The 18,995-nt window shown below is 63.9% G+C and carries 20 protein-coding genes; 19 read left to right on the top strand and 1 reads right to left on the bottom strand.

Annotated elements, in window-relative coordinates; all coding sequences use genetic code 11:
- Positions 1-79 precede the first annotated feature (79 nt).
- The 11 genes from OEW28_RS08965 (at position 80) to OEW28_RS08915 (ending at position 10,090) form a co-directional block, all read left to right on the top strand.
- A complete protein-coding gene (locus OEW28_RS08965; RefSeq protein ID WP_263734423.1) occupies positions 80-817 on the top strand; it encodes a cytochrome c biogenesis CcdA family protein in 738 nt (245 codons plus the stop codon).
- 13 nt (positions 818-830) lie between these two features.
- A complete protein-coding gene (locus tag OEW28_RS08960) occupies positions 831-1,391 on the top strand; it encodes a thioredoxin family protein (RefSeq protein WP_263734422.1) in 561 nt (186 codons plus the stop codon).
- A 115-nt stretch (positions 1,392-1,506) separates the two neighbouring features.
- Positions 1,507-1,980 carry a sulfur oxidation c-type cytochrome SoxX gene (gene soxX / locus OEW28_RS08955; RefSeq protein ID WP_263734421.1) on the top strand — a complete coding sequence of 158 codons (474 nt, stop codon included), beginning with the start codon at positions 1,507-1,509 and terminating at the stop codon, positions 1,978-1,980.
- A gap of 28 nt (positions 1,981-2,008) precedes the next feature.
- On the top strand, positions 2,009-2,428 hold the full coding sequence (gene soxY / locus OEW28_RS08950) for a thiosulfate oxidation carrier protein SoxY (protein WP_263734420.1): 420 nt from the start codon (positions 2,009-2,011) through the stop codon (positions 2,426-2,428).
- An 18-nt stretch (positions 2,429-2,446) separates the two neighbouring features.
- Positions 2,447-2,776: a thiosulfate oxidation carrier complex protein SoxZ gene (soxZ, locus tag OEW28_RS08945; protein ID WP_263734419.1), complete on the top strand. Its 330-nt coding sequence runs from the start codon at positions 2,447-2,449 to the stop codon at positions 2,774-2,776.
- Positions 2,777-2,804: 28 nt separating this feature from the next.
- Positions 2,805-3,677, top strand: coding sequence for a sulfur oxidation c-type cytochrome SoxA (soxA, locus tag OEW28_RS08940; protein ID WP_263734418.1), 873 nt, complete (start codon positions 2,805-2,807; stop codon positions 3,675-3,677).
- A 116-nt stretch (positions 3,678-3,793) separates the two neighbouring features.
- Positions 3,794-5,485 carry a thiosulfohydrolase SoxB gene (gene soxB / locus OEW28_RS08935; protein ID WP_263734417.1) on the top strand — a complete coding sequence of 564 codons (1,692 nt, stop codon included), beginning with the start codon at positions 3,794-3,796 and terminating at the stop codon, positions 5,483-5,485.
- A gap of 21 nt (positions 5,486-5,506) precedes the next feature.
- Entirely contained in the window at positions 5,507-6,775 is a 1,269-nt protein-coding gene (soxC, locus tag OEW28_RS08930) for a sulfite dehydrogenase (protein ID WP_263734416.1), read from the top strand.
- Positions 6,759-7,844: a c-type cytochrome gene (locus OEW28_RS08925; protein ID WP_263734415.1), complete on the top strand. Its 1,086-nt coding sequence runs from the start codon at positions 6,759-6,761 to the stop codon at positions 7,842-7,844. The genes soxC and OEW28_RS08925 overlap by 17 nt, the downstream gene beginning before the upstream one ends.
- Positions 7,845-7,891: 47 nt before the next feature.
- The gene (locus tag OEW28_RS08920; RefSeq protein ID WP_263734414.1) at positions 7,892-9,154 is read left to right on the top strand and encodes an NAD(P)/FAD-dependent oxidoreductase; all 1,263 of its coding nucleotides are present in this window, start codon (positions 7,892-7,894) and stop codon (positions 9,152-9,154) included.
- Between the two features lie 27 nt (positions 9,155-9,181).
- The gene (locus OEW28_RS08915; protein ID WP_263734413.1) at positions 9,182-10,090 is read left to right on the top strand and encodes an MBL fold metallo-hydrolase; all 909 of its coding nucleotides are present in this window, start codon (positions 9,182-9,184) and stop codon (positions 10,088-10,090) included.
- Here the strand turns inward: OEW28_RS08915 and OEW28_RS08910 are convergent.
- Complete coding sequence (locus tag OEW28_RS08910) at positions 10,087-11,148, bottom strand: YeeE/YedE family protein (RefSeq protein WP_263734412.1); 1,062 nt, start codon at positions 11,146-11,148, stop codon at positions 10,087-10,089. The genes OEW28_RS08915 and OEW28_RS08910 overlap by 4 nt on opposite strands.
- A 122-nt stretch (positions 11,149-11,270) precedes the next feature.
- Here OEW28_RS08910 and aroA point away from each other — a divergent pair, with 122 nt between their 5' ends.
- The 8 genes from aroA to trpB all read left to right on the top strand — a co-directional run bounded on the left by aroA (position 11,271) and on the right by trpB (position 18,693).
- Positions 11,271-12,620, top strand: a complete 1,350-nt coding sequence (gene aroA, locus OEW28_RS08905; protein ID WP_263734411.1) for a 3-phosphoshikimate 1-carboxyvinyltransferase — start codon at positions 11,271-11,273, stop codon at positions 12,618-12,620.
- Positions 12,617-13,210 (top strand): (d)CMP kinase, encoded by a 594-nt coding sequence (locus tag OEW28_RS08900; RefSeq protein ID WP_263734410.1) that lies wholly within the window; start codon positions 12,617-12,619, stop codon positions 13,208-13,210. Before aroA ends, OEW28_RS08900 begins: the two co-directional genes overlap by 4 nt.
- Before the next feature lie 236 nt (positions 13,211-13,446).
- The gene (gene rpsA / locus OEW28_RS08895; protein WP_263734409.1) at positions 13,447-15,126 is read left to right on the top strand and encodes a 30S ribosomal protein S1; all 1,680 of its coding nucleotides are present in this window, start codon (positions 13,447-13,449) and stop codon (positions 15,124-15,126) included.
- A gap of 525 nt (positions 15,127-15,651) precedes the next feature.
- Positions 15,652-15,933 carry an integration host factor subunit beta gene (ihfB, locus tag OEW28_RS08890; RefSeq protein ID WP_263734408.1) on the top strand — a complete coding sequence of 94 codons (282 nt, stop codon included), beginning with the start codon at positions 15,652-15,654 and terminating at the stop codon, positions 15,931-15,933.
- A gap of 9 nt (positions 15,934-15,942) precedes the next feature.
- On the top strand, positions 15,943-16,302 hold the full coding sequence (locus tag OEW28_RS08885; RefSeq protein ID WP_318527516.1) for a LapA family protein: 360 nt from the start codon (positions 15,943-15,945) through the stop codon (positions 16,300-16,302).
- A gap of 64 nt (positions 16,303-16,366) precedes the next feature.
- Positions 16,367-17,005, top strand: coding sequence for a phosphoribosylanthranilate isomerase (locus OEW28_RS08880; RefSeq protein WP_263734407.1), 639 nt, complete (start codon positions 16,367-16,369; stop codon positions 17,003-17,005).
- A complete protein-coding gene (locus OEW28_RS08875; protein ID WP_263734406.1) occupies positions 17,002-17,448 on the top strand; it encodes a GNAT family N-acetyltransferase in 447 nt (148 codons plus the stop codon). Before OEW28_RS08880 ends, OEW28_RS08875 begins: the two co-directional genes overlap by 4 nt.
- 12 nt (positions 17,449-17,460) lie before the next feature.
- A complete protein-coding gene (trpB, locus tag OEW28_RS08870; protein WP_263734405.1) occupies positions 17,461-18,693 on the top strand; it encodes a tryptophan synthase subunit beta in 1,233 nt (410 codons plus the stop codon).
- The last annotated feature ends 302 nt before the right edge of the window (positions 18,694-18,995 follow it).

The following is an 18,995-nucleotide window of genomic DNA, read 5'->3' as shown; positions in this document are numbered from 1 at the left end:
TTGACAGATCATCTTAACATATAAATATGCTAATGTAAGTCAGCTTGATCGGCAAGAGGCCGCGCAGTCGGAGCCCGCAATGCTTGAGATTTCATTTGGGGGTGCCTTGATTGCCGGGTTCCTGGCGTTCTTTTCGCCATGCGTGCTTCCCATGGTTCCCTTCTACCTGTCCTACCTTGCCGGCGTCTCGGTCAGTGAACTGGGTTCGGGGGGTGGCCTTGCGCCATCGGCGCGGGCGCGGCTGATCGTGCGAACGCTTGCCTTTGCCCTTGGCGTAACCACGATCTTCATGATGCTGGGGCTGGCGGCATCGGGGCTTGGCCGGGGGCTTGCGGCATGGATGGATACGCTGTCCTGGGTTGCCGGCGGCGTCCTCATCCTGTTCGGCTTGCACTTCCTTGGCCTCCTGCGCATCGGGCTGTTCTATCGGGAAGCGCGGCTTCAGTCCGACCAGCGTCCGACGACAATCCTGGGGGCCTATGTTCTGGGACTCGCGTTCGGATTCGGCTGGACGCCCTGTGTCGGGCCGGCGTTGGCAGCCATCCTGATGATCGCCGGCGGCATGGGCGAGGTGTGGCGCGGGGGCGCGCTGCTGCTGGTCTTCGGGCTGGCGATGACCTCGCCTTTTGTTCTGGCTTCGGCTTTCGCAGGGTCCTTTCTGTCTTGGCTGGGGCGTCACCGCGCAATCGTGCGGCACGTCGAAAAGGCGACCGGCGTCATGCTGATCGTCTTTGGGGTCCTGATCGCGACGGACACCGTCAATCTTATCGCCGACTGGATGATCCGGACTTTCGACTGGTCCGCGACCCTGACTTGAAAGGAGTATCGACATGACACGCCTTCTGAACCTGATTGCCGCGTTTGTCTTGGCGGCAGGCCCCGCGCTGGCGATTGAGCTTGGCGACGACGGGCTGCACAAGCCGGACTGGCTGCGCGAAACCTTCAAGGACCTTCGTGAGGACCTGGAAGAGGCCAACGCCGAGGGCAAGCGTCTGATGATCATCATCGAACAGCGCGGATGCATCTACTGCACACAGATGCATGATGAGATCTTCACGATACCCGAAATCGAAAAGCTGATCCGCGGCACATACTTCGTGGTTCAGCTGAACCTTTTCGGCGACGTCGAGGTTACGGACTTCGACGGCACGGTCCTTCCCGAAAAGGAGATGGCAGCGCGTTGGGGTGTAATGTTCACGCCGACGATGATCTTCCTGCCCGAAGAGGTGCCGGAAGGGCAGACCGCGCCCGAATCGTCGGTGGCGATGATGCCCGGCGCATTCGGCAAGGGAACGACCGAAGCGCTGTTGCTCTGGGTGCGCGATCACGGTTATGAAAGCGGCGAGCATTTCCAGAAATTCCTCGCCTCTCGCGTGAATCCGGGGAACTAAGTGCACGTCTGGAATGCTGAATATAAGAATATTCATGAATGCATATATTTTTGGTTGCCCTTGTCACTTCAAGGGCGCTATCGTCCAAACGAGGGAATGATCAGGGAGGATCGCAATGAACAGCCAGTTTTGGCTCGCGTCCTTGGTAGCGCTGGCAGCAGCGCTGCCGGCGGCTGCCGATACCGCGCCGGGCGACGTGGCTTATTTGGACGGGGCGGTGGCCGAGTCCTTGTCGGGCGTGGCCGGTGATCCGGCGGCGGGCGCCAAGGTCATGACCACCCGGTCCCAGGGGAACTGCGTGGCCTGCCACCAGATATCGGCGATGCCGGATGTTCCCTTCCAGGGCGATATCGCGCCTGCGCTCGACGGCGTGGCGGACCGCTACGAAGAGGCGCAGCTTCGCGGGATCGTTGCCAATGCGAAGATGAGTTTCGACGGCACGTTCATGCCCGCCTTCTACAAGACGACCGGCTTCATTCGTCCCGGCGACGACTATACGGGCAAGGCCGCGCCGGAAGATCTGCCTCCGATCCTTTCGGCGCAGCAGATCGAGGATGTCGTTGCCTATCTGCTGACGCTCAAAGAGTGACGGGCAAGAGGAATTCAAGGAGATGACCATGAAGATCACCAGACGCGACGCGATGCTAGCCGGTTTCGGCGGGTTCGCGGCCGCAGCTCTTCCGGGGCTGGGGTTTGCGGCAACTGTCGAGGAACTGACCGCGGCCTTCACCGGCGGCGCGGCGGCGGGCGAAGGCGGGATCACCCTGACCGCCCCTGAAATCGCCGAGAACGGCAACACCGTTCCGGTGGAGGTGAGCGCACCCGGCGCGGTCGCAATCATGCTTCTGGCCACCGGCAACCCGGAGCCGGCGGTGGCGACTTTCACCTTCGGTCCGGCGGCCGGCAGCCAGCGCGCCGCCACCCGCATTCGCCTTGCGAAGACCCAGGATGTCGTGGCGATGGCCAAGATGGCCGACGGTTCGATCGTTCAGGCGGCTTCCACCGTCAAAGTCACCATCGGCGGCTGCGGCGGCTGAGGATCAGGAGTCAAGAACATGGCAAAAGACGCAAAACCCCGCGTTAAGGTTCCGAAGTCGGCGGCGGCCGGCGAGGTCGTGACCATCAAGGCGCTGATCAGCCACACCATGGAGTCGGGCCAGCGCAAGGACGCGGACGGCAACGTGATTCCGCGCTCGATCATCAATCGTTTCACCTGTGATCTGAACGGTGTGAACGTCATCGACGTGACGCTTGAGCCGGCGATCTCGACCAACCCCTATTTCGAATTCGACGCCAAGGTCGATGCGGCGGGGGAGTTCAAGTTCACCTGGTATGACGACGACGGCTCGGTCTACGAAGACACCAAGCCCATCGCCATCGCCTGATAATCAGCGCAGGTCGGGGAGGAAACGAATGCAGCGTAGAAGAACGACACGAAACTTTGCGGCGGCCGCAGCGTTTGGTCTGGCTCTTGCGGGCATGGCTGGCGCTGATCCGGCGGAGGACACGCTTGAAGTCACGACCGACGACGGAACGATCACGCTGACCACGATGGCGCCCGCGTCGGAAGCGGTCAAAGACGTGTTCGACACCGTCTATTCGGGCTGGCACTACCGGGATCCTGACACGCGGGACATGGAACGTGACGACTTCGACAACCCGGGCATGGTCTTTGTCGACCTCGGGCTGGAGAAGTGGGAAGAGGCGATCGGCACGAATGGCGAAAGCTGCGCGGGCTGCCACCAGGGGCCCGAAAGCATGGCTGGACTTCGCGCGGTGACGCCGCGGGTCGATGCCACGACCGGCAAGCTGATGATCATGGAAGACTACATCAACACCTGCGTGACAGAACGCATGGGGTTGGAGAAGTGGGGAACCACCTCGGGTGACATGAAGAACATGCTTGCGCTGATCTCCCTGCAGTCGCGCGGCCAGCCTCAGAACGTCGCCATCGACGGGCCTGCTGCCGAGTACTGGGAGAAGGGCAAGGAGATCTACTACACCCGTTACGGTCAGCTCGAGATGTCCTGCGCAACCTGCCACGAGGACAATAACGGTCGCTACATCCGTGCAGACCACCTGAGTCAGGGTCAGCTATCCGGCTTCCCGGTCTATCGTCTCAAGGATGCGGGTCTGGTGTCTGCCCAGCAGCGTTTCGTGGGCTGCGTTCGCGACACGCGCGCAGAAACCTTCAAGGCCGGTTCGGACGAGTTCAAGGCGCTTGAGCTTTACGTCGCTTCGCGCGGCAACGGCCTGTCCATCGAAGGCGTCGGCGTTCGCCACTGACGATCCCGCGGTCGCCGGATAGTCCGGCGGCCGCGCATCACCAATTCGGAAAAAAGCAGGCTTTCAGACGCGTTTGCGCGATCGCCTTTGCATGTCCAAAGTTCAAGGAGCCGGTCATGATCACCCGTCGGGAATTCCTTCAGGCTTCGGTGGCCGCCTCGGCCATCGTCGGCATTTCCGGCTTCGGAAACTGGTCCCGCCTTGCGGCGCAACAGGCGTTGACGCAGGATCAGTTGCTGCAGTTCGACGATTTCGGCAACGTCACCCTTATTCACGTGACGGACATCCACGCGCAGCTGAAACCGATCTGGTTCCGCGAACCCGAGATCAACATCGGAGTGGGCGAAGCCGCGGGCCTCCCGCCGCATGTGACGGGTGCCGACTTCATCAAGATGTTCAACCTTACGCCGGGCTCTCCGGAAGCCTATGCGCTGACCTACGAGGATTTCACCGCGCTGGGTCGCACCTACGGCAAGATGGGGGGCATGGACCGCGTGGCGACGGTGGTCAAATCGATCAAAGCCGCGCGTCCCGAGGCGATCCTGCTGGACGGCGGCGATACCTGGCACGGGTCCATGACCAGCTTCCTGACCAAGGGGCAGGACATGGTCGACGTGATGAACGCGCTCGGCGTCGAGGCGATGACGAGCCACTGGGAATGGACCTACGGATCGGAGCGCGTGAACGAGATCGTCGAGGGCCTGCCGTTCCCCTTCCTGGGCGCGAACATCTTCGACGTGGAGTGGGACGAACCCGCCTTCGAACCCTACACGATCTTCGAACGCGGTGGCGTGCGGATCGCGGTGATCGGCCAGGCCTTCCCCTACATGCCCATCGCGAACCCCGGCTGGATGTTCCCCGAGTACAGCTTCGGCATCCGCGAGGAACGGATGCAGGAAGTCGTGGACGAGGTGCGCGGGCAGGGCGTCGATCTGGTCGTCTGCCTGTCTCACAACGGCTTCGACGTGGACCGCAAGATGATCGGCCGGGTCAAGGGGATCGACGTGATCCTGACCGGGCATACCCATGACGCCGTGCCCGAGCCGGTTCTGGTCGGAGATACGATCCTGATCGCCAGCGGCTCGAACGGCAAGTTTGTAAGCCGTGTCGATCTGGATGTGCGCGACGGCCGCATGATGGGCTTCCGCCACAAGTTGATCCCGATCTTTTCTGACGTGATCGAGCCTGACGCGGACATGGCGTCGCTGATCGACGAAAGCCGCGCCCCCTTCAGGGACCAGCTCGAAGAGCCGATCGGAACCACCGAGGACCTGCTTTATCGGCGCGGCAACTTCAACGGCACCTGGGACGACCTGATCTGTCAGGCGATCCGCTCAGAGCGGGACGCGCAGATCGCGCTGTCGCCTGGCGTGCGGTGGGGCACCACGATTCTGCCCGGCGAGGCCATCACGCGGGAAGACATCCACAACGTCACCTCGATGACCTACGGCGCCTGCTACCGCAACGAGATGACCGGCGAGACGCTGAAACTGATCCTTGAGGACGTGGCCGACAACATCTTCAACACAGACCCCTATTATCAGCAGGGCGGCGACATGGTCCGCGTCGGCGGTCTGGCCTATTCGATCGATGTCTCGAAGCCGATCGGTGAACGCATCAGCGACATGCGCCTGGCAGACACGGGCGAGGCGATCGACGCGGCGAAGTCCTACACCGTGGCAGGCTGGGCCAGCGTCAATGAAGGCACGGAAGGCCCGCAGATCTGGGATGTGATCGAAGCGCACATCCGCAAGATCGGCACCGTCAAACTGGAACCCAACACTTCGGTCACCGTGACCGGCATCTGAGACAGAAAAGGAGAGTTCGCCATGTCCGACGAACCCGCCAGGGGCGCATCGCGCCGGAACTTCCTGAAGGGCGGCGCCGCGCTTGGCGCGGGCGCGCTGGCCACCGGAGCCGTCCGGGCAGAAGGCGCTGATCCCCTGATCACCGAGGTGCAGGACTGGGCGTCCTCGTTTGGGGATGCCGTGGATGCGTCGCCCTACGGCATGCCGATCCGCTTTGAATCCCACGTGGTGCGGCGCAACGTCGAATGGCTGACCGAAAGCCCGGTATCGTCGATCAACTTCACGCCGATCCATGCGCTTGAGGGAACGATCACGCCACAGGGCTGCGCCTTCGAACGCCACCACTCCGGCGCGATCGAACTGTCGAAGGCCGACTACCGGCTGATGATCAACGGTCTGGTCGACACGCCGCTGGTGTTCACCTTCGAAGACCTGATGCGCTTCCCCCGCACCACCGTCACGGCCTTCCTGGAATGCGCGGCAAATGGCGGCATGGAGTGGGGCGGCGCCCAGCTTGAGGGCTGCCAGTTCACCCAGGGCATGATCCACAACATGGAATATGTCGGCGTACCCCTGCGCTACCTGCTTGAGGAGGCCGGCGTTCAGGCCGAGGGCAAGTGGATCTACGCCGAGGGCGCCGATGCGTCGTCGAACGGCCGCTCGATTCCGATGGAAAAGGCGCTGGACGACGTCGTGGTCGCCTTCTTCGCCAATGGCGAGGCGCTGCGCAAGGAGCATGGCTATCCCGTCCGGCTCGTCGTGCCGGGCTGGGAGGGCAACATGTGGGTCAAGTGGGTCCGGCGGATTGGCGTCTACGATCAGGCCGTCGAAAGCCGCGAAGAGACGTCGAAGTATACCGACCTCATGCCGGACGGCCGCGCGCGCAAGTGGACCTGGGTCATGGACGCCAAGTCGGTCATCACCTCGCCCTCGCCCCAGGCGCCGGTGCGCCACGGCAAGGGGCCGCTTGTCCTGACCGGACTGGCCTGGTCAGGCCACGGCAGGATCACCAAGGTCGACGTTTCGCTTGACGGCGGGCGCAACTGGCAAGAGGCGCGGATCACGGGCGAGGCGAAGCCCAAGGCGCTGACCCGCTTCCACCTGGACATCGACTGGGACGGATCGGAACTGCTTCTGCAATCCCGCGCGACCGATGAGACCGGCTATGTCCAGCCGACCAAGGACGCGCTGCGCGAGATCCGCGGCCTGAACAACGTCTATCACAACAACGGTATCCAGACCTGGTGGCTCAAGTCCGACGGGGAGGTTGAAAATGTCGAAGTCGCTTAACCTTCTTGTCGGAACCGCGATGGCGGCCTTGATCGCCGCGCCCGCCATGGCCGAAAAGATGGGTCTTGGCCGTCCGGCGCTTCCCGAAGAGATCGCCGCCTGGGACGTGTCGGTCCTGCCCGATGGAACCGGCCTGCCAAAGGGCGAAGGCGATGTCCTGACGGGCGAGGAAGTCTTTGCCGACAAGTGCGCGTCCTGCCACGGCGAATTCGCCGAGGGGCTTGACAGTTGGCCTGTTCTGGCCGGCGGTGAAGGCACATTGCAACACCGCCGCCCGGTCAAGACCATCGGCAGCTACTGGCCCTATCTGTCCACGGTCTTTGACTATGTCCACCGCTCGATGCCCTTCGGCGCGGCGCAAACCGTCTCGACGGATGAGGCCTATGCGATCACCGCGTTCCTTCTTTATTCCAACGGTCTGGTCGAAGACGATTACGTCCTGTCAAACGAGAACTTCACCGAGAACACCCTGCCGAACGCAGATGGATTCTATCCCGACGATCGCGCCGAAAGCGAATACCCGCTGTTCAGCGGCGAGGGCTGCATGAGTGATTGCGGACCCGAGGTAAAGGTCACGAAGAGGGCGGTGGACCTTAACGTCACGCCCGAGGACCCGGACGGCCGGCCCGCCGGAACGCTGCCGGACATCATGGCGGCGGCCACCGCGGCCGCGCCTGCGTCAGAGGCGCAGGAAACATCGACCGACGCGCCCGCAGAGACCACGGAAACGGCTGCGGCCGAGGTCGATTCCGAGCTGGCCGAGGCCGGGCAGAAGGTCTTCAAGAAATGTGCGGCGTGCCACAAGGTCGGCGAGGGTGCCAAGAATGGCACAGGACCGCATCTGAACGCAACGATCGGCCGCGCTGCCGGATCGGTCGAGGGCTTCAAGTACTCCAAGGCCATGGCCGATGCCGCGGCCGAAGGGCTGGTTTGGGACGAGGCGTCGCTGATGTCGTTCCTTGAAAACCCGAAGGGGTTCTTGAAGGGCACGAAGATGTCCTTTGCCGGACTGAAGAAGGAAGAAGACCGCGCGGCGATTGTCGCCTATCTTTCGACCCTGGAACCCTGAGCAGGCGCGCGTTCAGCGCGCCGCTTTCTGACAGAAGGGGTGCGCTGATGCGCCTGAGCAGAAGAACCCTGATCGCGGGTAGTGCCGGGGCCGCTGGCCTTTTGTCCGCCCCCGCGGTGTTCGGTCAGGGGCGGCCTCGTGTCGTCGTCGTCGGCGGCGGCGCGGCCGGGGCAACCGTCGCCCGGCATCTGGCCTTGGAGTCCGCCGGCGCCATCAACGTCACGCTGGTCGAGGCCAACCCCAGCTACACGACCTGCTTCTTTTCGAACCTGTATCTGGGTGGAATCCGCACGATCGAAAGCCTTCGTTTCGGCTACGCTGGCCTGGTTTCCGCGGGCGTGGAGGTCATCCATGACCTTGCCACGGGGGTGGACCGGGACAATCGGACAGTGACGCTCTCAAGCGGCGCGGTGTTGCCCTACGACAGGCTGGTGCTGGCCCCGGGCATCGACTTTGTCGACGGTTCCGTTCCTGGATGGTCGATTGATGACGCAGAGATCATGCCGCATGCCTACAAGGCCGGATCGCAGACCGTCCTGCTGCGCCGGATGATCGAGGCGATGCCGCAGGGTGGGCTTTTCGTGATGATCGCCCCGCCAAATCCCTACCGCTGCCCGCCCGCGCCCTATGAACGGGCCTGCATGGTCGCGAACCTGCTGACGCAAGTGAATCCCACGGCCAAGATCATGATCCTTGATCCCAAGGACAAATATTCCAAGCAGACGTTGTTCGAAAACGCCTGGCTTCAGCACTATGACGGAATGATCGATTGGGTGAATCCCGAATTCGGCGGCGCGGATGTCGAGGTCAGGCCCGCCACGATGGAGGTCCTGATCGAAGGAGAGGCGCAGGCGGTCGATGTCTGCAACGTGATTCCGGCGCAGAGGGCCGGGGCGATCGCGCGGATCGCGGGCGTCACGGACGACACGGGATGGGCCCCCATCCAGCCGGACAGCATGCGCTCTGCCGTAGATCCCGCCGTCTGGGTCCTGGGCGACGCCTCCAGCGCGGCCGAGATGCCGAAATCGGCCGTCGCCGCCAACTCGCAGGCCGCGGTCGTGGTGCAGTCCCTTCTGGGCGATCTGGCAGGGGCCGATGTGCCCCCTGCGATCTACGTCAACACCTGCTGGTCGGCGCTTGCGCCCGAAGATTCCGTCAAGCTTGGTGGTGCCTATGAACCGGCCGACGACCACATCGCCTCGACCGGAAGCTTCATAAGCCGTCCCGACGAAGACGCGGAGGAACGGCGGCTGACTTACGAGGAAAGCTTTGACTGGTACGACACGATTACCGCCGACATCTTCGGCTAGCGCCCATCTGCCGACAGGAGATCCGACATGCTGACCCGCCGCCATTTCCTTGCCGCGACCGGGGGTGCGCTCGCCCTTCCGGTATCCCGCGTATGGTCCGCCAGCACGCTTGACCTGGGGGGCGCGCGGATCGATACCTTGTCGGACGGCTTCTTGACGCTGCCCGGCAACTTCATTCTTGGCGGCATGCCCGAAACCGAGCTTCAGGAAATCGTTTCCAGATACGGTCTTGCGACCGATCAGCTGACGCCGCCGTGCAATGTCACGCTTTGGCGTGACGGCACGAACACGGTACTGTTCGATGTCGGTTCCGGTCCGGATTTCCAGCCGACCGCCGGAAAGCTGGCCGAGGCGATGGAGGCATTGGACCTGTCGGTCGACGATGTAACACATGTCGTCTTCACCCACGGGCACCCGGACCATCTTTGGGGACTTCTGGACGAATTCGACGAACCGATCTTTGCCAACGCCGAATTCGCGATGGGCGGGGCAGAGTTCGATTACTGGACGGACCCCGACACGGTGAACACGATCGGTGAGGCCCGAGCGAGCTTTGCCGTCGGCGCGTCTCGCCGCCTGTCGGTCATCGGCGACAGCCTGCGACGGCTGACGGACGGCGAAGAGGTGCTGCCCGGTCTTGTCGCGCGACTGACGCCGGGCCACACGCCGGGGCACATGTCGTTCGACATGACGGCCGGTTCGGTGCCGGTCACGGTCGTCGGCGACGCGATCGGAAACCACCATGTCGGCTTCGAACGCCCGGGATGGGCCTCCGGGTCGGATCAGGACAAGGATCTTGCCGCCAGTACCCGGACCGCGCTTCTTGACCGGCTTGCCGCGGATCAGGTGGTGCTGATCGGCTATCACCTTCCCGACGGCGGGATCGGACGGGCTGAACGCAGCGGCGAGGGCTATCGCTTCCTGTCCGGGGTCTAGGCCGCGACAAGTCGCGCGCGCTGATCGACGACGAAGTCGGTCAGCGTCGCGCCGATCCACATGCAGAAAAGCGTGAGCCAGGCCGTCGCCGCAAAGATCGACCCGCCGGTGACGCCAGCTCCGATCGCGCACCCCCCGGCCAGCATGGCCCCGAAGCCCATCAGCACGGCGCCGGTCATCGCCCGGCGCATCTGACTTTCGCCGTCGAAACCCTGAAACCGCAGGCTTCCCTTCAGCGCGGCGGAAACCAGCGCGCCGATGAACACGCCGGGAACCAGCCCGATGTCGAAATCGAGCGCCGGGTTTTCGACAAGGAAGAACATGAGCGTATCAGCCGAGGGCCCCGAGAATGACGCAGATGTCACGCTGACAGGCTCGAACGCGATCTGCGACAGTGAAAACGTCAGAACCCAGCCCAGTGCCACGGCGAACCCGGCGCCCGAGGCGAAGACCAGCCGCGACCAGCCCAGCCCGTTGCGGAACGAGAGCCAAAGGGACAGAAGCGCTATCGCCACGCCCAGCAACAAGCCCCCCGCGTCGGGCAGCCCCAGAGAGCTGACTAGATCGACGTTGCGTCCGCCCGGCGTCACCCAGAGCGCCGCAAGCCATTGACGCAGCGGCGAAAGCCAGCCGTGGCGCGCCATCTGTGCCACCACGGCGAAGATCAGGCCAGCGACGACGGACCGAAGATTGCCGGTCGCCGCCAGGACCAGGAGCCGCCCGGAACAGCCGCGCGCCAGAACCATGCCCGCGCCGAACATCAGCCCCCCGATGATCGCGCCGGACCACGACCCGGCGATCGCCATCATGCGGGCCTCTTCCGCACGAAACAGGCCCATCAACTCTGCGCCCTGAACCCAGATGACGGCCGTCGAGAAGGTCAGAAGCCAGACCGCCATGCGTTCCCCCAGCTTGCCGCGGGCGAACTCGACCGTCGCGGCCCTGAGGCAAAAGGCGGACCGTTCCGCGGAGAAGCCGAAAACCGCCCCCGTCAGCAGACCCAGAAGCGCCGCAAGCTGCGGTTCCTCGACGTAGTCCAGAAGGGCGGTCAGGTCCATGTGCGCTCCCTTGTCCAGAAGCGCGTAAGACGGAGCGGTCAAGGTGTCTTTGATCTGGATCAGCCATGGACGCCCCCATTCGCTTGCGCTATCAGCGATGCGGATTTTGAAGGGAGTTCCGAATGTCCGGCCATGGTGAGCCCGTTGCGATGATCGCCCGCAAGTCGGGTCCCCTGAAAGGGGTGGCAGAAGTGCCGGGCGACAAGTCCATTTCACATCGTTCGCTCATCCTGGGCGCGCTTTCGGTTGGCGAGACGCGCGTGACGGGCCTTCTGGAGGGGCAGGACGTGATCGACACCGCAAAGGCAATGCGGGCTTTCGGCGCGCAGGTGACGCGGCTGGGCGACGGCGACTGGTCAGTTCATGGCGTGGGGGTGGGCGGTTTCGCCGAACCCTCTGACGTGATCGATTGCGGCAACTCCGGCACCGGCGTGCGATTGATCATGGGGGCGATGGCGACCTCGCCCATCACCGCGACGTTCACCGGCGATGCGTCGCTGCGCAAGCGCCCGATGGGCCGCGTGACCGATCCGCTCGCGCTGTTCGGCGCACAGGCCTACGGCCGCCAAGGCGGCCGGCTTCCGATGACCATCGTCGGCGCAGGCGAACCCGTCCCGGTGCGCTATACCGTTCCCATGCCGTCGGCGCAGGTCAAGTCAGCCGTCCTTCTTGCTGGCCTGAACGCGCCGGGTGAGACGGTGGTGATCGAGAAGGAGCCGACGCGCGACCACTCCGAGCGCATGCTGCGCGGCTTCGGCGCAGACCTGGCGGTCGAGGATACGGCGGAAGGGCGCGTGATCATCCTGAAGGGGCAGCCCGAGCTGAAGCCGCAAACCGTGGCGGTGCCGCGCGATCCGTCCTCGGCCGCGTTTCCGGTCTGCGCCGCGCTGATCGTCGAGGGGTCGGACATCATGGTTCCGGGGGTCAGCCAGAACCCCACCCGTAACGGTCTTTATACGACGCTGGTGGAGATGGGCGCCGATATCGAGTTCCAGAATCCGCGCGAAGAGGGCGGCGAACCGGTCGCGGACCTGCGTGTCCGCTTCTCGACCCTCAAGGGGATCGAGGTTCCCGAAGAGCGCGCGGCCTCGATGATCGACGAATATCCTGTCCTGTCGGTGGTCGCGGCCTGTGCCGAGGGCACCACGGTCATGCGCGGCGTAAAGGAGCTGCGCGTCAAGGAAAGCGACCGGATCGACGCGATGGCGCGCGGGCTTGAAGCCATGGGCGTGCGCATCGAGGAAGACGAAGACACCCTGATCGTCCACGGCATGGGCGCAGGCGGTGTGCCGGGCGGGGGAACCGCGAAGACGCACATCGACCACCGGATCGCAATGTCCTTCCTCGTCTTGGGCCTTGCTGCGCAAAAGCCAGTTAGCATAGATGACGGATCGCCGATCGCGACCTCCTTCCCGGTGTTCGAGGACCTGATGCGCGGCCTAGGCGCGCTGGTCGAACGCGCGGACGCATGATCTTCACGGTTGCCATTGACGGGCCGGCCGCGGCGGGGAAGGGGACGATCTCCCGCGCCGTCGCCCGTCATTTTGGCTTTGCCCATCTCGACACCGGGCTTCTTTACCGCGCCGTGGGGGCGAAGGGCGGCGATCCGGTCCGGGCCGCGCAAACCCTGTCGGAGGCAGACCTGACCCGCGGCGACCTTCGGACGCTGGAGGCCGGGCAAGCCGCAAGTCAGGTCGCCGTGATCCCCGAGGTGCGTGCCGCGTTGGTCGATTTTCAGCGCCGCTTCGCCCGGCGCGAGGGCGGCGCGGTGCTTGACGGGCGCGACATCGGCACGGTGATTTGCCCCGAGGCGGAGGTGAAGCTTTTCGTCACCGCCAGCGCCGAGGTCCGCGCCCATCGCCGCTGGCTGGAGGTTGGTGGGGATGAGGCCGAAGTGCTGGCGCAGGTGATCGAACGGGACAAGCGGGACGCGGAACGCTTGGTCGCCCCGATGAAACCCGCTGCGGATGCCGTGGTGCTGGACACCAGCGAAATGACCATCGAAAGCGCGGTCGCGGCGGCGAAAGCCGTGGTGGACACAAGGCTATCCGCGGAAGTCTAGGCATAGGGCGATGCGTGGGGCGACCGTGGCCGTTCGCGGTGCGCCTGCATCGGCCCCATTGCCCCAATCTTCTTGCTTCTCGGACCCATTGTCGCTATAGCGCCCCCATCCTGAGGCAGGAGTCGCTGAGCACCGGACAGGCGTCCGGGCCAGGCGGCTTTTTGTCATGGGGCCAGCAAAGACCGGCGGAGCCAACCGCATGGCCAGAAAACATGTTGAAAAGGAACTGAAAACGCATGTGCGCTAAAGCGACCATGGAGGAATTCGAAGCCCTCCTTAACGAAAGCTTCGAAATCGACACCCCGGACGAAGGTTCGGTCGTCAAGGGCAAGGTCATCGCCATCGAGGCGGGCCAGGCCATCATCGACGTCGGCTACAAGATGGAAGGCCGCGTCGATCTGAAAGAATTCGCAGCCCCCGGCCAGGCCCCCGAAATCGCGGTGGGCGATGAGGTCGAGGTCTATCTCGACCGCGTCGAGAACGCCCGCGGCGAAGCCGTCATCAGCCGCGAGAAAGCCCGCCGCGAAGAGGCCTGGGACCGTCTTGAGAAGGCCTATGCCAACGAAGAGCGCGTCGATGGCGCCATCTTCGGCCGCGTCAAGGGTGGCTTCACCGTCGATCTGGGCGGCGCTGTCGCGTTCCTTCCGGGTTCGCAGGTCGATGTTCGTCCGGTTCGCGATGCCGGCCCGCTCATGGGCATGAAGCAGCCGTTCCAGATCCTCAAGATGGACCGCCGCCGGGGCAACATCGTCGTGTCGCGCCGCGCGATCCTCGAAGAGTCCCGCGCCGAGCAGCGCGCCGAAGTCATCGGCAACCTGTCCGAAGGCCAGGTCGTGGATGGCGTCGTCAAGAACATCACCGAATACGGTGCGTTCGTTGACCTGGGTGGCGTCGATGGTCTGCTCCATGTCACCGACATGGCGTGGCGCCGCGTGAACCATCCGTCCGAGATCCTGAACATCGGCGAGACCGTGAAGGTCCAGGTGATCAAGATCAACAAGGAAACCCACCGCATCTCGCTGGGCATGAAGCAGCTTCAGTCCGATCCGTGGGATTCGGTCGAGCAGAAGTTCCCGCTGGGCTCGATCCACAAGGGCCGCGTCACGAACATCACCGACTACGGTGCATTCGTGGAACTGGAAGCCGGGGTCGAGGGCCTTGTCCACGTCTCCGAGATGTCCTGGACCAAGAAGAACGTCCATCCGGGCAAGATCGTGTCGACCTCGCAGGAAGTCGACGTCATGGTGCTCGAGATCGACACCGCGAAGCGTCGCGTTTCGCTGGGTCTCAAGCAGTGCATGCGCAACCCGTGGGAAGTCTTCGCCGAGACCCACCCGGTCGGCAGCGTGATCGAGGGCGAAGTCAAGAACATCACCGAATTCGGTCTGTTCATCGGCCTCGAGAACGACATCGACGGCATGGTGCACCTCTCCGACCTCAGCTGGGATCAGCGCGGCGAAGAGGCGATCCAGTCCTACCGCAAGGGCGACGTGGTCAAGGCCGCGGTCACCGAAGTGGACGTCGAGAAAGAGCGCATCTCGCTCTCGATCAAGGCTCTGGACGCCGACACCTTCTCGGACGCCGTTGACGGCGTGAAGCGTGGTTCGGTCATCACCGTGAACGTCACCGCGATCGAAGAAGGCGGCATCGAGGTCGAGTACAACGGCATGAAGTCGTTCATCCGTCGTTCGGACCTTGCCCGTGACCGCGCCGACCAGCGCCCCGAGCGCTTCCAGGTTGGCGATCACGTCGATGTTCGCGTGACCAACGTCGACAGCAAGACCCGCAAGCTGGGCGTGTCGATCAAGGCGCGCGAGATCGCCGAGGAAAAGGAAGCCGTCGAACAGTACGGTTCCTCGGACTCCGGCGCCTCGCTCGGCGACATCCTGGGCGCCGCGCTCAAGGGTCAGAAGTAATCTTCGGGCGGATTGCCCGAACGGAAGCCCCGCGCAATGCGCGGGGCTTTTTCCATTTCCCCCAGGTCAGCTCCAGGCAGCAAGGCCCGACAGCATCGCATTGATCCGCCGGCACCCTTCCCGAAGGACGTGGCGTCGCCAGCCCGGAGTGCGGGGCGTGGCGGAGTCGCGGCACACCGGCCGCAATCCGGGCTGATCGGGTTCGGAACTGCCCCCGAACCTGAGCCAGCGCTCCATCCTGTCCTGCCGGAACACGCTGGACGCTTTGCGCGTCGGTCAGGACATTGCGAATCGCGCCGAGGATGTCGCGATCGGCAAGGTGCTGCGGCGCTGCGGCACCGCGATTGCTGCAGCGCGGCTTGGCCGGACGCGGCGAAATGGCTCGCGAAACTGACCACCTCACGACGGAATCCCTGACTTTCCAAAGGCTTTCCTGTTTGTCGATGCCGGTTTTGCCCCTATAGTCTGTCGAACCAAAAAAGTGCAGCGGACGCGCTGCGAGTCGCGTGCGCAGGGGGGTTTTTGATGATCCGGTCCGAACTCATTCAGAAGATAGCTGATGAGAATCCGCACCTCTTTCAGCGCGACGTCGAAAGGATTGTGAACACCATATTCGAAGAGATTGTCGGTGCCCTGGCCCGCGGTGATCGGGTCGAACTCAGAGGGTTCGGCGCGTTTTCCGTAAAGAAGCGCGATTCCCGGCAGGGACGAAATCCGCGCACGGGCGAATCCGTCGATGTCGATGAGAAGCATGTGCCTTTCTTCAAGACCGGCAAGCTGCTACGTGACCGCCTGAACGGTGAATGATCCGGTACCATGTTGCGTGTTCTGAAATGGCTTTTTCTGGCCCTGCTGGGCCTGTCCTTGCTTGGCGTTGCATCCGCCAACCGTGAGCTGGTCGTTTTGCGACTGGTGCCTGAGCAGGTGGATAGCTTCTTTGGCTTCGGCCTGTCCGTCAAGCTGCCGCTCTTCCTGGTGATCTTCGCGGGCATCGTCGCGGGTCTTGCCATCGGTTTCGTCTGGGAATGGCTGCGTGAGTCCAAGCATCGCAGCGCCGCAACGCAGCACCGGCGGGAAGCCGGGCGCCTTGCGCGCGAAGTCGATCGGTTGAAGGCCGACAGCGACCAGCCCGAGGATGATGTGCTGGCCCTTCTGGAACGCAAGGGCGCCCGGTAGGGCGCCGCCGATGTGCTCGGGGCAGGGGTTTGTGCAGGGCACGATAATCATCTAGATCGCAGTCATGGATATCGCTGTAAAGATCTGCGGCCTTCGGGAACCCGCCCATGTCGTCGCCGCCGCCGAGGCTGGCGCGCGCTATGTGGGCTTCGTGTTCTTCTCGCGCTCGCCGCGCCATCTTGGGCTTGCCGACGCGGCCGCGTTGGCGCTTGGCGTGCCCGAAGGTATAGCCAAGGTCGCGCTGACCGTGAACGCGACCAATGAGGAGTTGGACGCGATCACGGAGGCGGTGCCGCTGGACATGCTGCAACTTCACGGATCCGAAAGCCCCGAGCGCGTAGCCGAGGTGCGTTCACGCTATGGGCTTCCCGTGATGAAGGCGGTGGGCGTCGCCGAACCCGCCGACCTTGCGGCGCTTGATCTTTACCAGACCGTCGCGGACCAGATCCTTGTGGATGCCAAGCCGCCGAAAGGGGCGGTGCTGCCGGGCGGCAACGGCCTGGCCTTCGACTGGCGGCTGATGCTGGGCAGGGTCTGGCGCCGGCCGTGGATGCTGGCGGGTGGCCTGACGCCGGACAACGTGGCCCTGGCCATCCGTTCGACCAACGCCCGCCAAGTGGATGTCTCATCCGGCGTCGAAACCGCGCCTGGCGTCAAGGACGAAGCCCTGATCCGCGCCTTCTGCAAGGCGGCGCTGGAATGATCCGGTTCCGCACAGCGGAAGAACGGGACGTGCTGACGGTCGTGGCGCTGCTGCTGGACGATGTACTGGGGGCCGCGCGCGAAAGCTCGGACGCCGCCACCTATCTGGCCGCTTTCCACCGGATGAGGGATGAAGGCGCCAATCATCTGATCGTCGGTGAATTGGACGGCCGGATCGTCGCCACCTATCAGATCACCTTCATCTCGGGCCTGTCCCTGCGCGCGACGCGGCGGGCGCAGGTGGAATCGGTGCGCGTCGTATCGGAACTCAGGGGGCAGGGGATCGGGGCGGCGTTGATGCGCGATGCGGAAACCCGCGCCCGGGAGGCAGGCTGCGGGCTCATGCAGCTGACCACGAACCGCAGCCGCCCCGATGCCCACCGTTTCTACGAAAGCCTTGGCTTTACCCCATCCCACATTGGCTATAAACGCGTTCTGAACTGAGAGGAGGCGAAGATGGCCGAGGACCTGATCAACAGCTTCATGACCGGACCCGACGAAAAGGGTCGCTTCGGCATCTTTGGTGGACGGTTCGTGTCCGAAACGCTGATGCCGCTGATCCTTGATCTTGAGGCAGAGTACGAAAAGGCCAAGACCGATCCCAGCTTCTGGGAAGAGATGGACTGGCTCTGGAAGCACTACGTCGGCCGTCCCTCGCCGCTTTACTACGCCGAGCGCCTGACGACGCACCTTGGCGGCGCCAAGATCTACATGAAGCGCGACGAGCTGAATCACACCGGCGCGCACAAGATCAACAACGTTCTGGGCCAGATCATCCTTGCGCGCCGCATGGGCAAGACCCGCATCATCGCGGAAACGGGCGCCGGCCAGCATGGCGTGGCGACCGCGACCGTCTGCGCCAAGTTCGGCCTGAAGTGCATCGTCTACATGGGTGCCCATGACGTCGAGCGTCAGGCCCCGAACGTCTTCCGCATGCGGCTTCTGGGGGCAGAGGTCGTGCCGGTTACCTCGGGTCGCGGGACGCTGAAGGACGCGATGAACGACGCGCTGCGCGACTGGGTCACCAACGTCCGCGACACCTTCTACTGCATCGGTACGGTCGCGGGTCCGCACCCCTATCCTGCGATGGTCCGCGACTTCCAGTCGATCATCGGCAAGGAGGTTCGCTGGCAACTGGCCGAGCAGGAAGGCGAGGGGCGCCTGCCTGACACCGTCGTCGCAGCGATCGGCGGCGGCTCGAACGCGATGGGGCTATTCTATCCGTTCCTTGATGACCCTTCGGTCCGCATCATCGGCGTCGAGGCCGGCGGCAAGGGTGTGGACGACCGGATGGAGCATTGCGCCAGCCTGACCGGCGGCCGCCCCGGCGTGCTGCACGGAAACCGCACCTACCTGCTGCAGGACGAGGACGGCCAGATCCTCGAAGGGTTCTCGATCTCGGCCGGGCTCGACTATCCCGGCATCGGGCCGGAACACGCCTGGCTGCACGACACCGGCCGGGCCCAGTACGTCTCGATCACGGACAAGGAGGCGCTTGAGGCGTTCCAGCTGTGTTGCGCGCAGGAGGGCATCATCCCGGCGCTCGAGCCGAGCCACGCGCTGGCCCATGTCATGAAGATCGCGCCGGAGCTTCCCCAGGACCACATCATCGTGATGAACATGTGCGGAAGGGGCGACAAGGATATCTTCGCCGTAGCCAAGCATCTGGGCTTCGAGATCAAGACCTGATCCGACCCGCGCATTCCAGACCAAAGGGGCGTCCGTCGCGGGCGCCCTTTTTCATTGGGGGTGTCCGCAAACCGTGTTGGCCCGCTATGCGGACGAAGCTGCCGTTGCTGAATGCGCATCTGCGCTTTAGGGTCTCCGGCAATCTTGGTTAAGATGAGCGCACTATGATACTTACAGTCGATGAAGAACTGAAAGGTCATCTTGACGAGATAATGCGGAACAACAAGACGGAACAAGAGTGGGCTGAAGTTGCCTCAAGCGACTGGTTTCAATCAGCCAATTATTGCGGCGGCTTTGACGAC

This window comes from Albidovulum marisflavi, assembly GCF_025751435.1.
Lineage (GTDB): Bacteria > Pseudomonadota > Alphaproteobacteria > Rhodobacterales > Rhodobacteraceae > Albidovulum > Albidovulum marisflavi.
The sequence above is the reverse complement of the archived record's forward strand: the minus strand, read 5'-3'. Positions and strand labels throughout refer to the sequence as shown.

What these genes read in the sequence shown, in the direction of transcription:
- OEW28_RS08925 (WP_263734415.1), top strand. Translation starts at nt 6,759, where the DNA reads ATGTCGAAGTCGCTTAACCTTCTTGTCGGAACCGCGATGGCGGCCTTG.
- OEW28_RS08915 (WP_263734413.1), top strand. Translation starts at nt 9,182, where the DNA reads ATGCTGACCCGCCGCCATTTCCTTGCCGCGACCGGGGGTGCGCTCGCC.
- OEW28_RS08965 (WP_263734423.1), top strand. Translation starts at nt 80, where the DNA reads ATGCTTGAGATTTCATTTGGGGGTGCCTTGATTGCCGGGTTCCTGGCG.
- OEW28_RS08875 (WP_263734406.1), top strand. Translation starts at nt 17,002, where the DNA reads ATGATCCGGTTCCGCACAGCGGAAGAACGGGACGTGCTGACGGTCGTG.
- OEW28_RS08880 (WP_263734407.1), top strand. Translation starts at nt 16,367, where the DNA reads ATGGATATCGCTGTAAAGATCTGCGGCCTTCGGGAACCCGCCCATGTC.
- soxX (WP_263734421.1), top strand. Translation starts at nt 1,507, where the DNA reads ATGAACAGCCAGTTTTGGCTCGCGTCCTTGGTAGCGCTGGCAGCAGCG.
- OEW28_RS08900 (WP_263734410.1), top strand. Translation starts at nt 12,617, where the DNA reads ATGATCTTCACGGTTGCCATTGACGGGCCGGCCGCGGCGGGGAAGGGG.
- soxZ (WP_263734419.1), top strand. Translation starts at nt 2,447, where the DNA reads ATGGCAAAAGACGCAAAACCCCGCGTTAAGGTTCCGAAGTCGGCGGCG.
- soxC (WP_263734416.1), top strand. Translation starts at nt 5,507, where the DNA reads ATGTCCGACGAACCCGCCAGGGGCGCATCGCGCCGGAACTTCCTGAAG.
- trpB (WP_263734405.1), top strand. Translation starts at nt 17,461, where the DNA reads ATGGCCGAGGACCTGATCAACAGCTTCATGACCGGACCCGACGAAAAG.
- OEW28_RS08920 (WP_263734414.1), top strand. Translation starts at nt 7,892, where the DNA reads ATGCGCCTGAGCAGAAGAACCCTGATCGCGGGTAGTGCCGGGGCCGCT.
- OEW28_RS08910 (WP_263734412.1), bottom strand. Translation starts at nt 11,148, where the DNA reads ATGGACCTGACCGCCCTTCTGGACTACGTCGAGGAACCGCAGCTTGCG.
- ihfB (WP_263734408.1), top strand. Translation starts at nt 15,652, where the DNA reads ATGATCCGGTCCGAACTCATTCAGAAGATAGCTGATGAGAATCCGCAC.
- aroA (WP_263734411.1), top strand. Translation starts at nt 11,271, where the DNA reads ATGTCCGGCCATGGTGAGCCCGTTGCGATGATCGCCCGCAAGTCGGGT.
- soxA (WP_263734418.1), top strand. Translation starts at nt 2,805, where the DNA reads ATGCAGCGTAGAAGAACGACACGAAACTTTGCGGCGGCCGCAGCGTTT.
- soxB (WP_263734417.1), top strand. Translation starts at nt 3,794, where the DNA reads ATGATCACCCGTCGGGAATTCCTTCAGGCTTCGGTGGCCGCCTCGGCC.
- OEW28_RS08885 (WP_318527516.1), top strand. Translation starts at nt 15,943, where the DNA reads ATGTTGCGTGTTCTGAAATGGCTTTTTCTGGCCCTGCTGGGCCTGTCC.
- rpsA (WP_263734409.1), top strand. Translation starts at nt 13,447, where the DNA reads ATGTGCGCTAAAGCGACCATGGAGGAATTCGAAGCCCTCCTTAACGAA.
- OEW28_RS08960 (WP_263734422.1), top strand. Translation starts at nt 831, where the DNA reads ATGACACGCCTTCTGAACCTGATTGCCGCGTTTGTCTTGGCGGCAGGC.
- soxY (WP_263734420.1), top strand. Translation starts at nt 2,009, where the DNA reads ATGAAGATCACCAGACGCGACGCGATGCTAGCCGGTTTCGGCGGGTTC.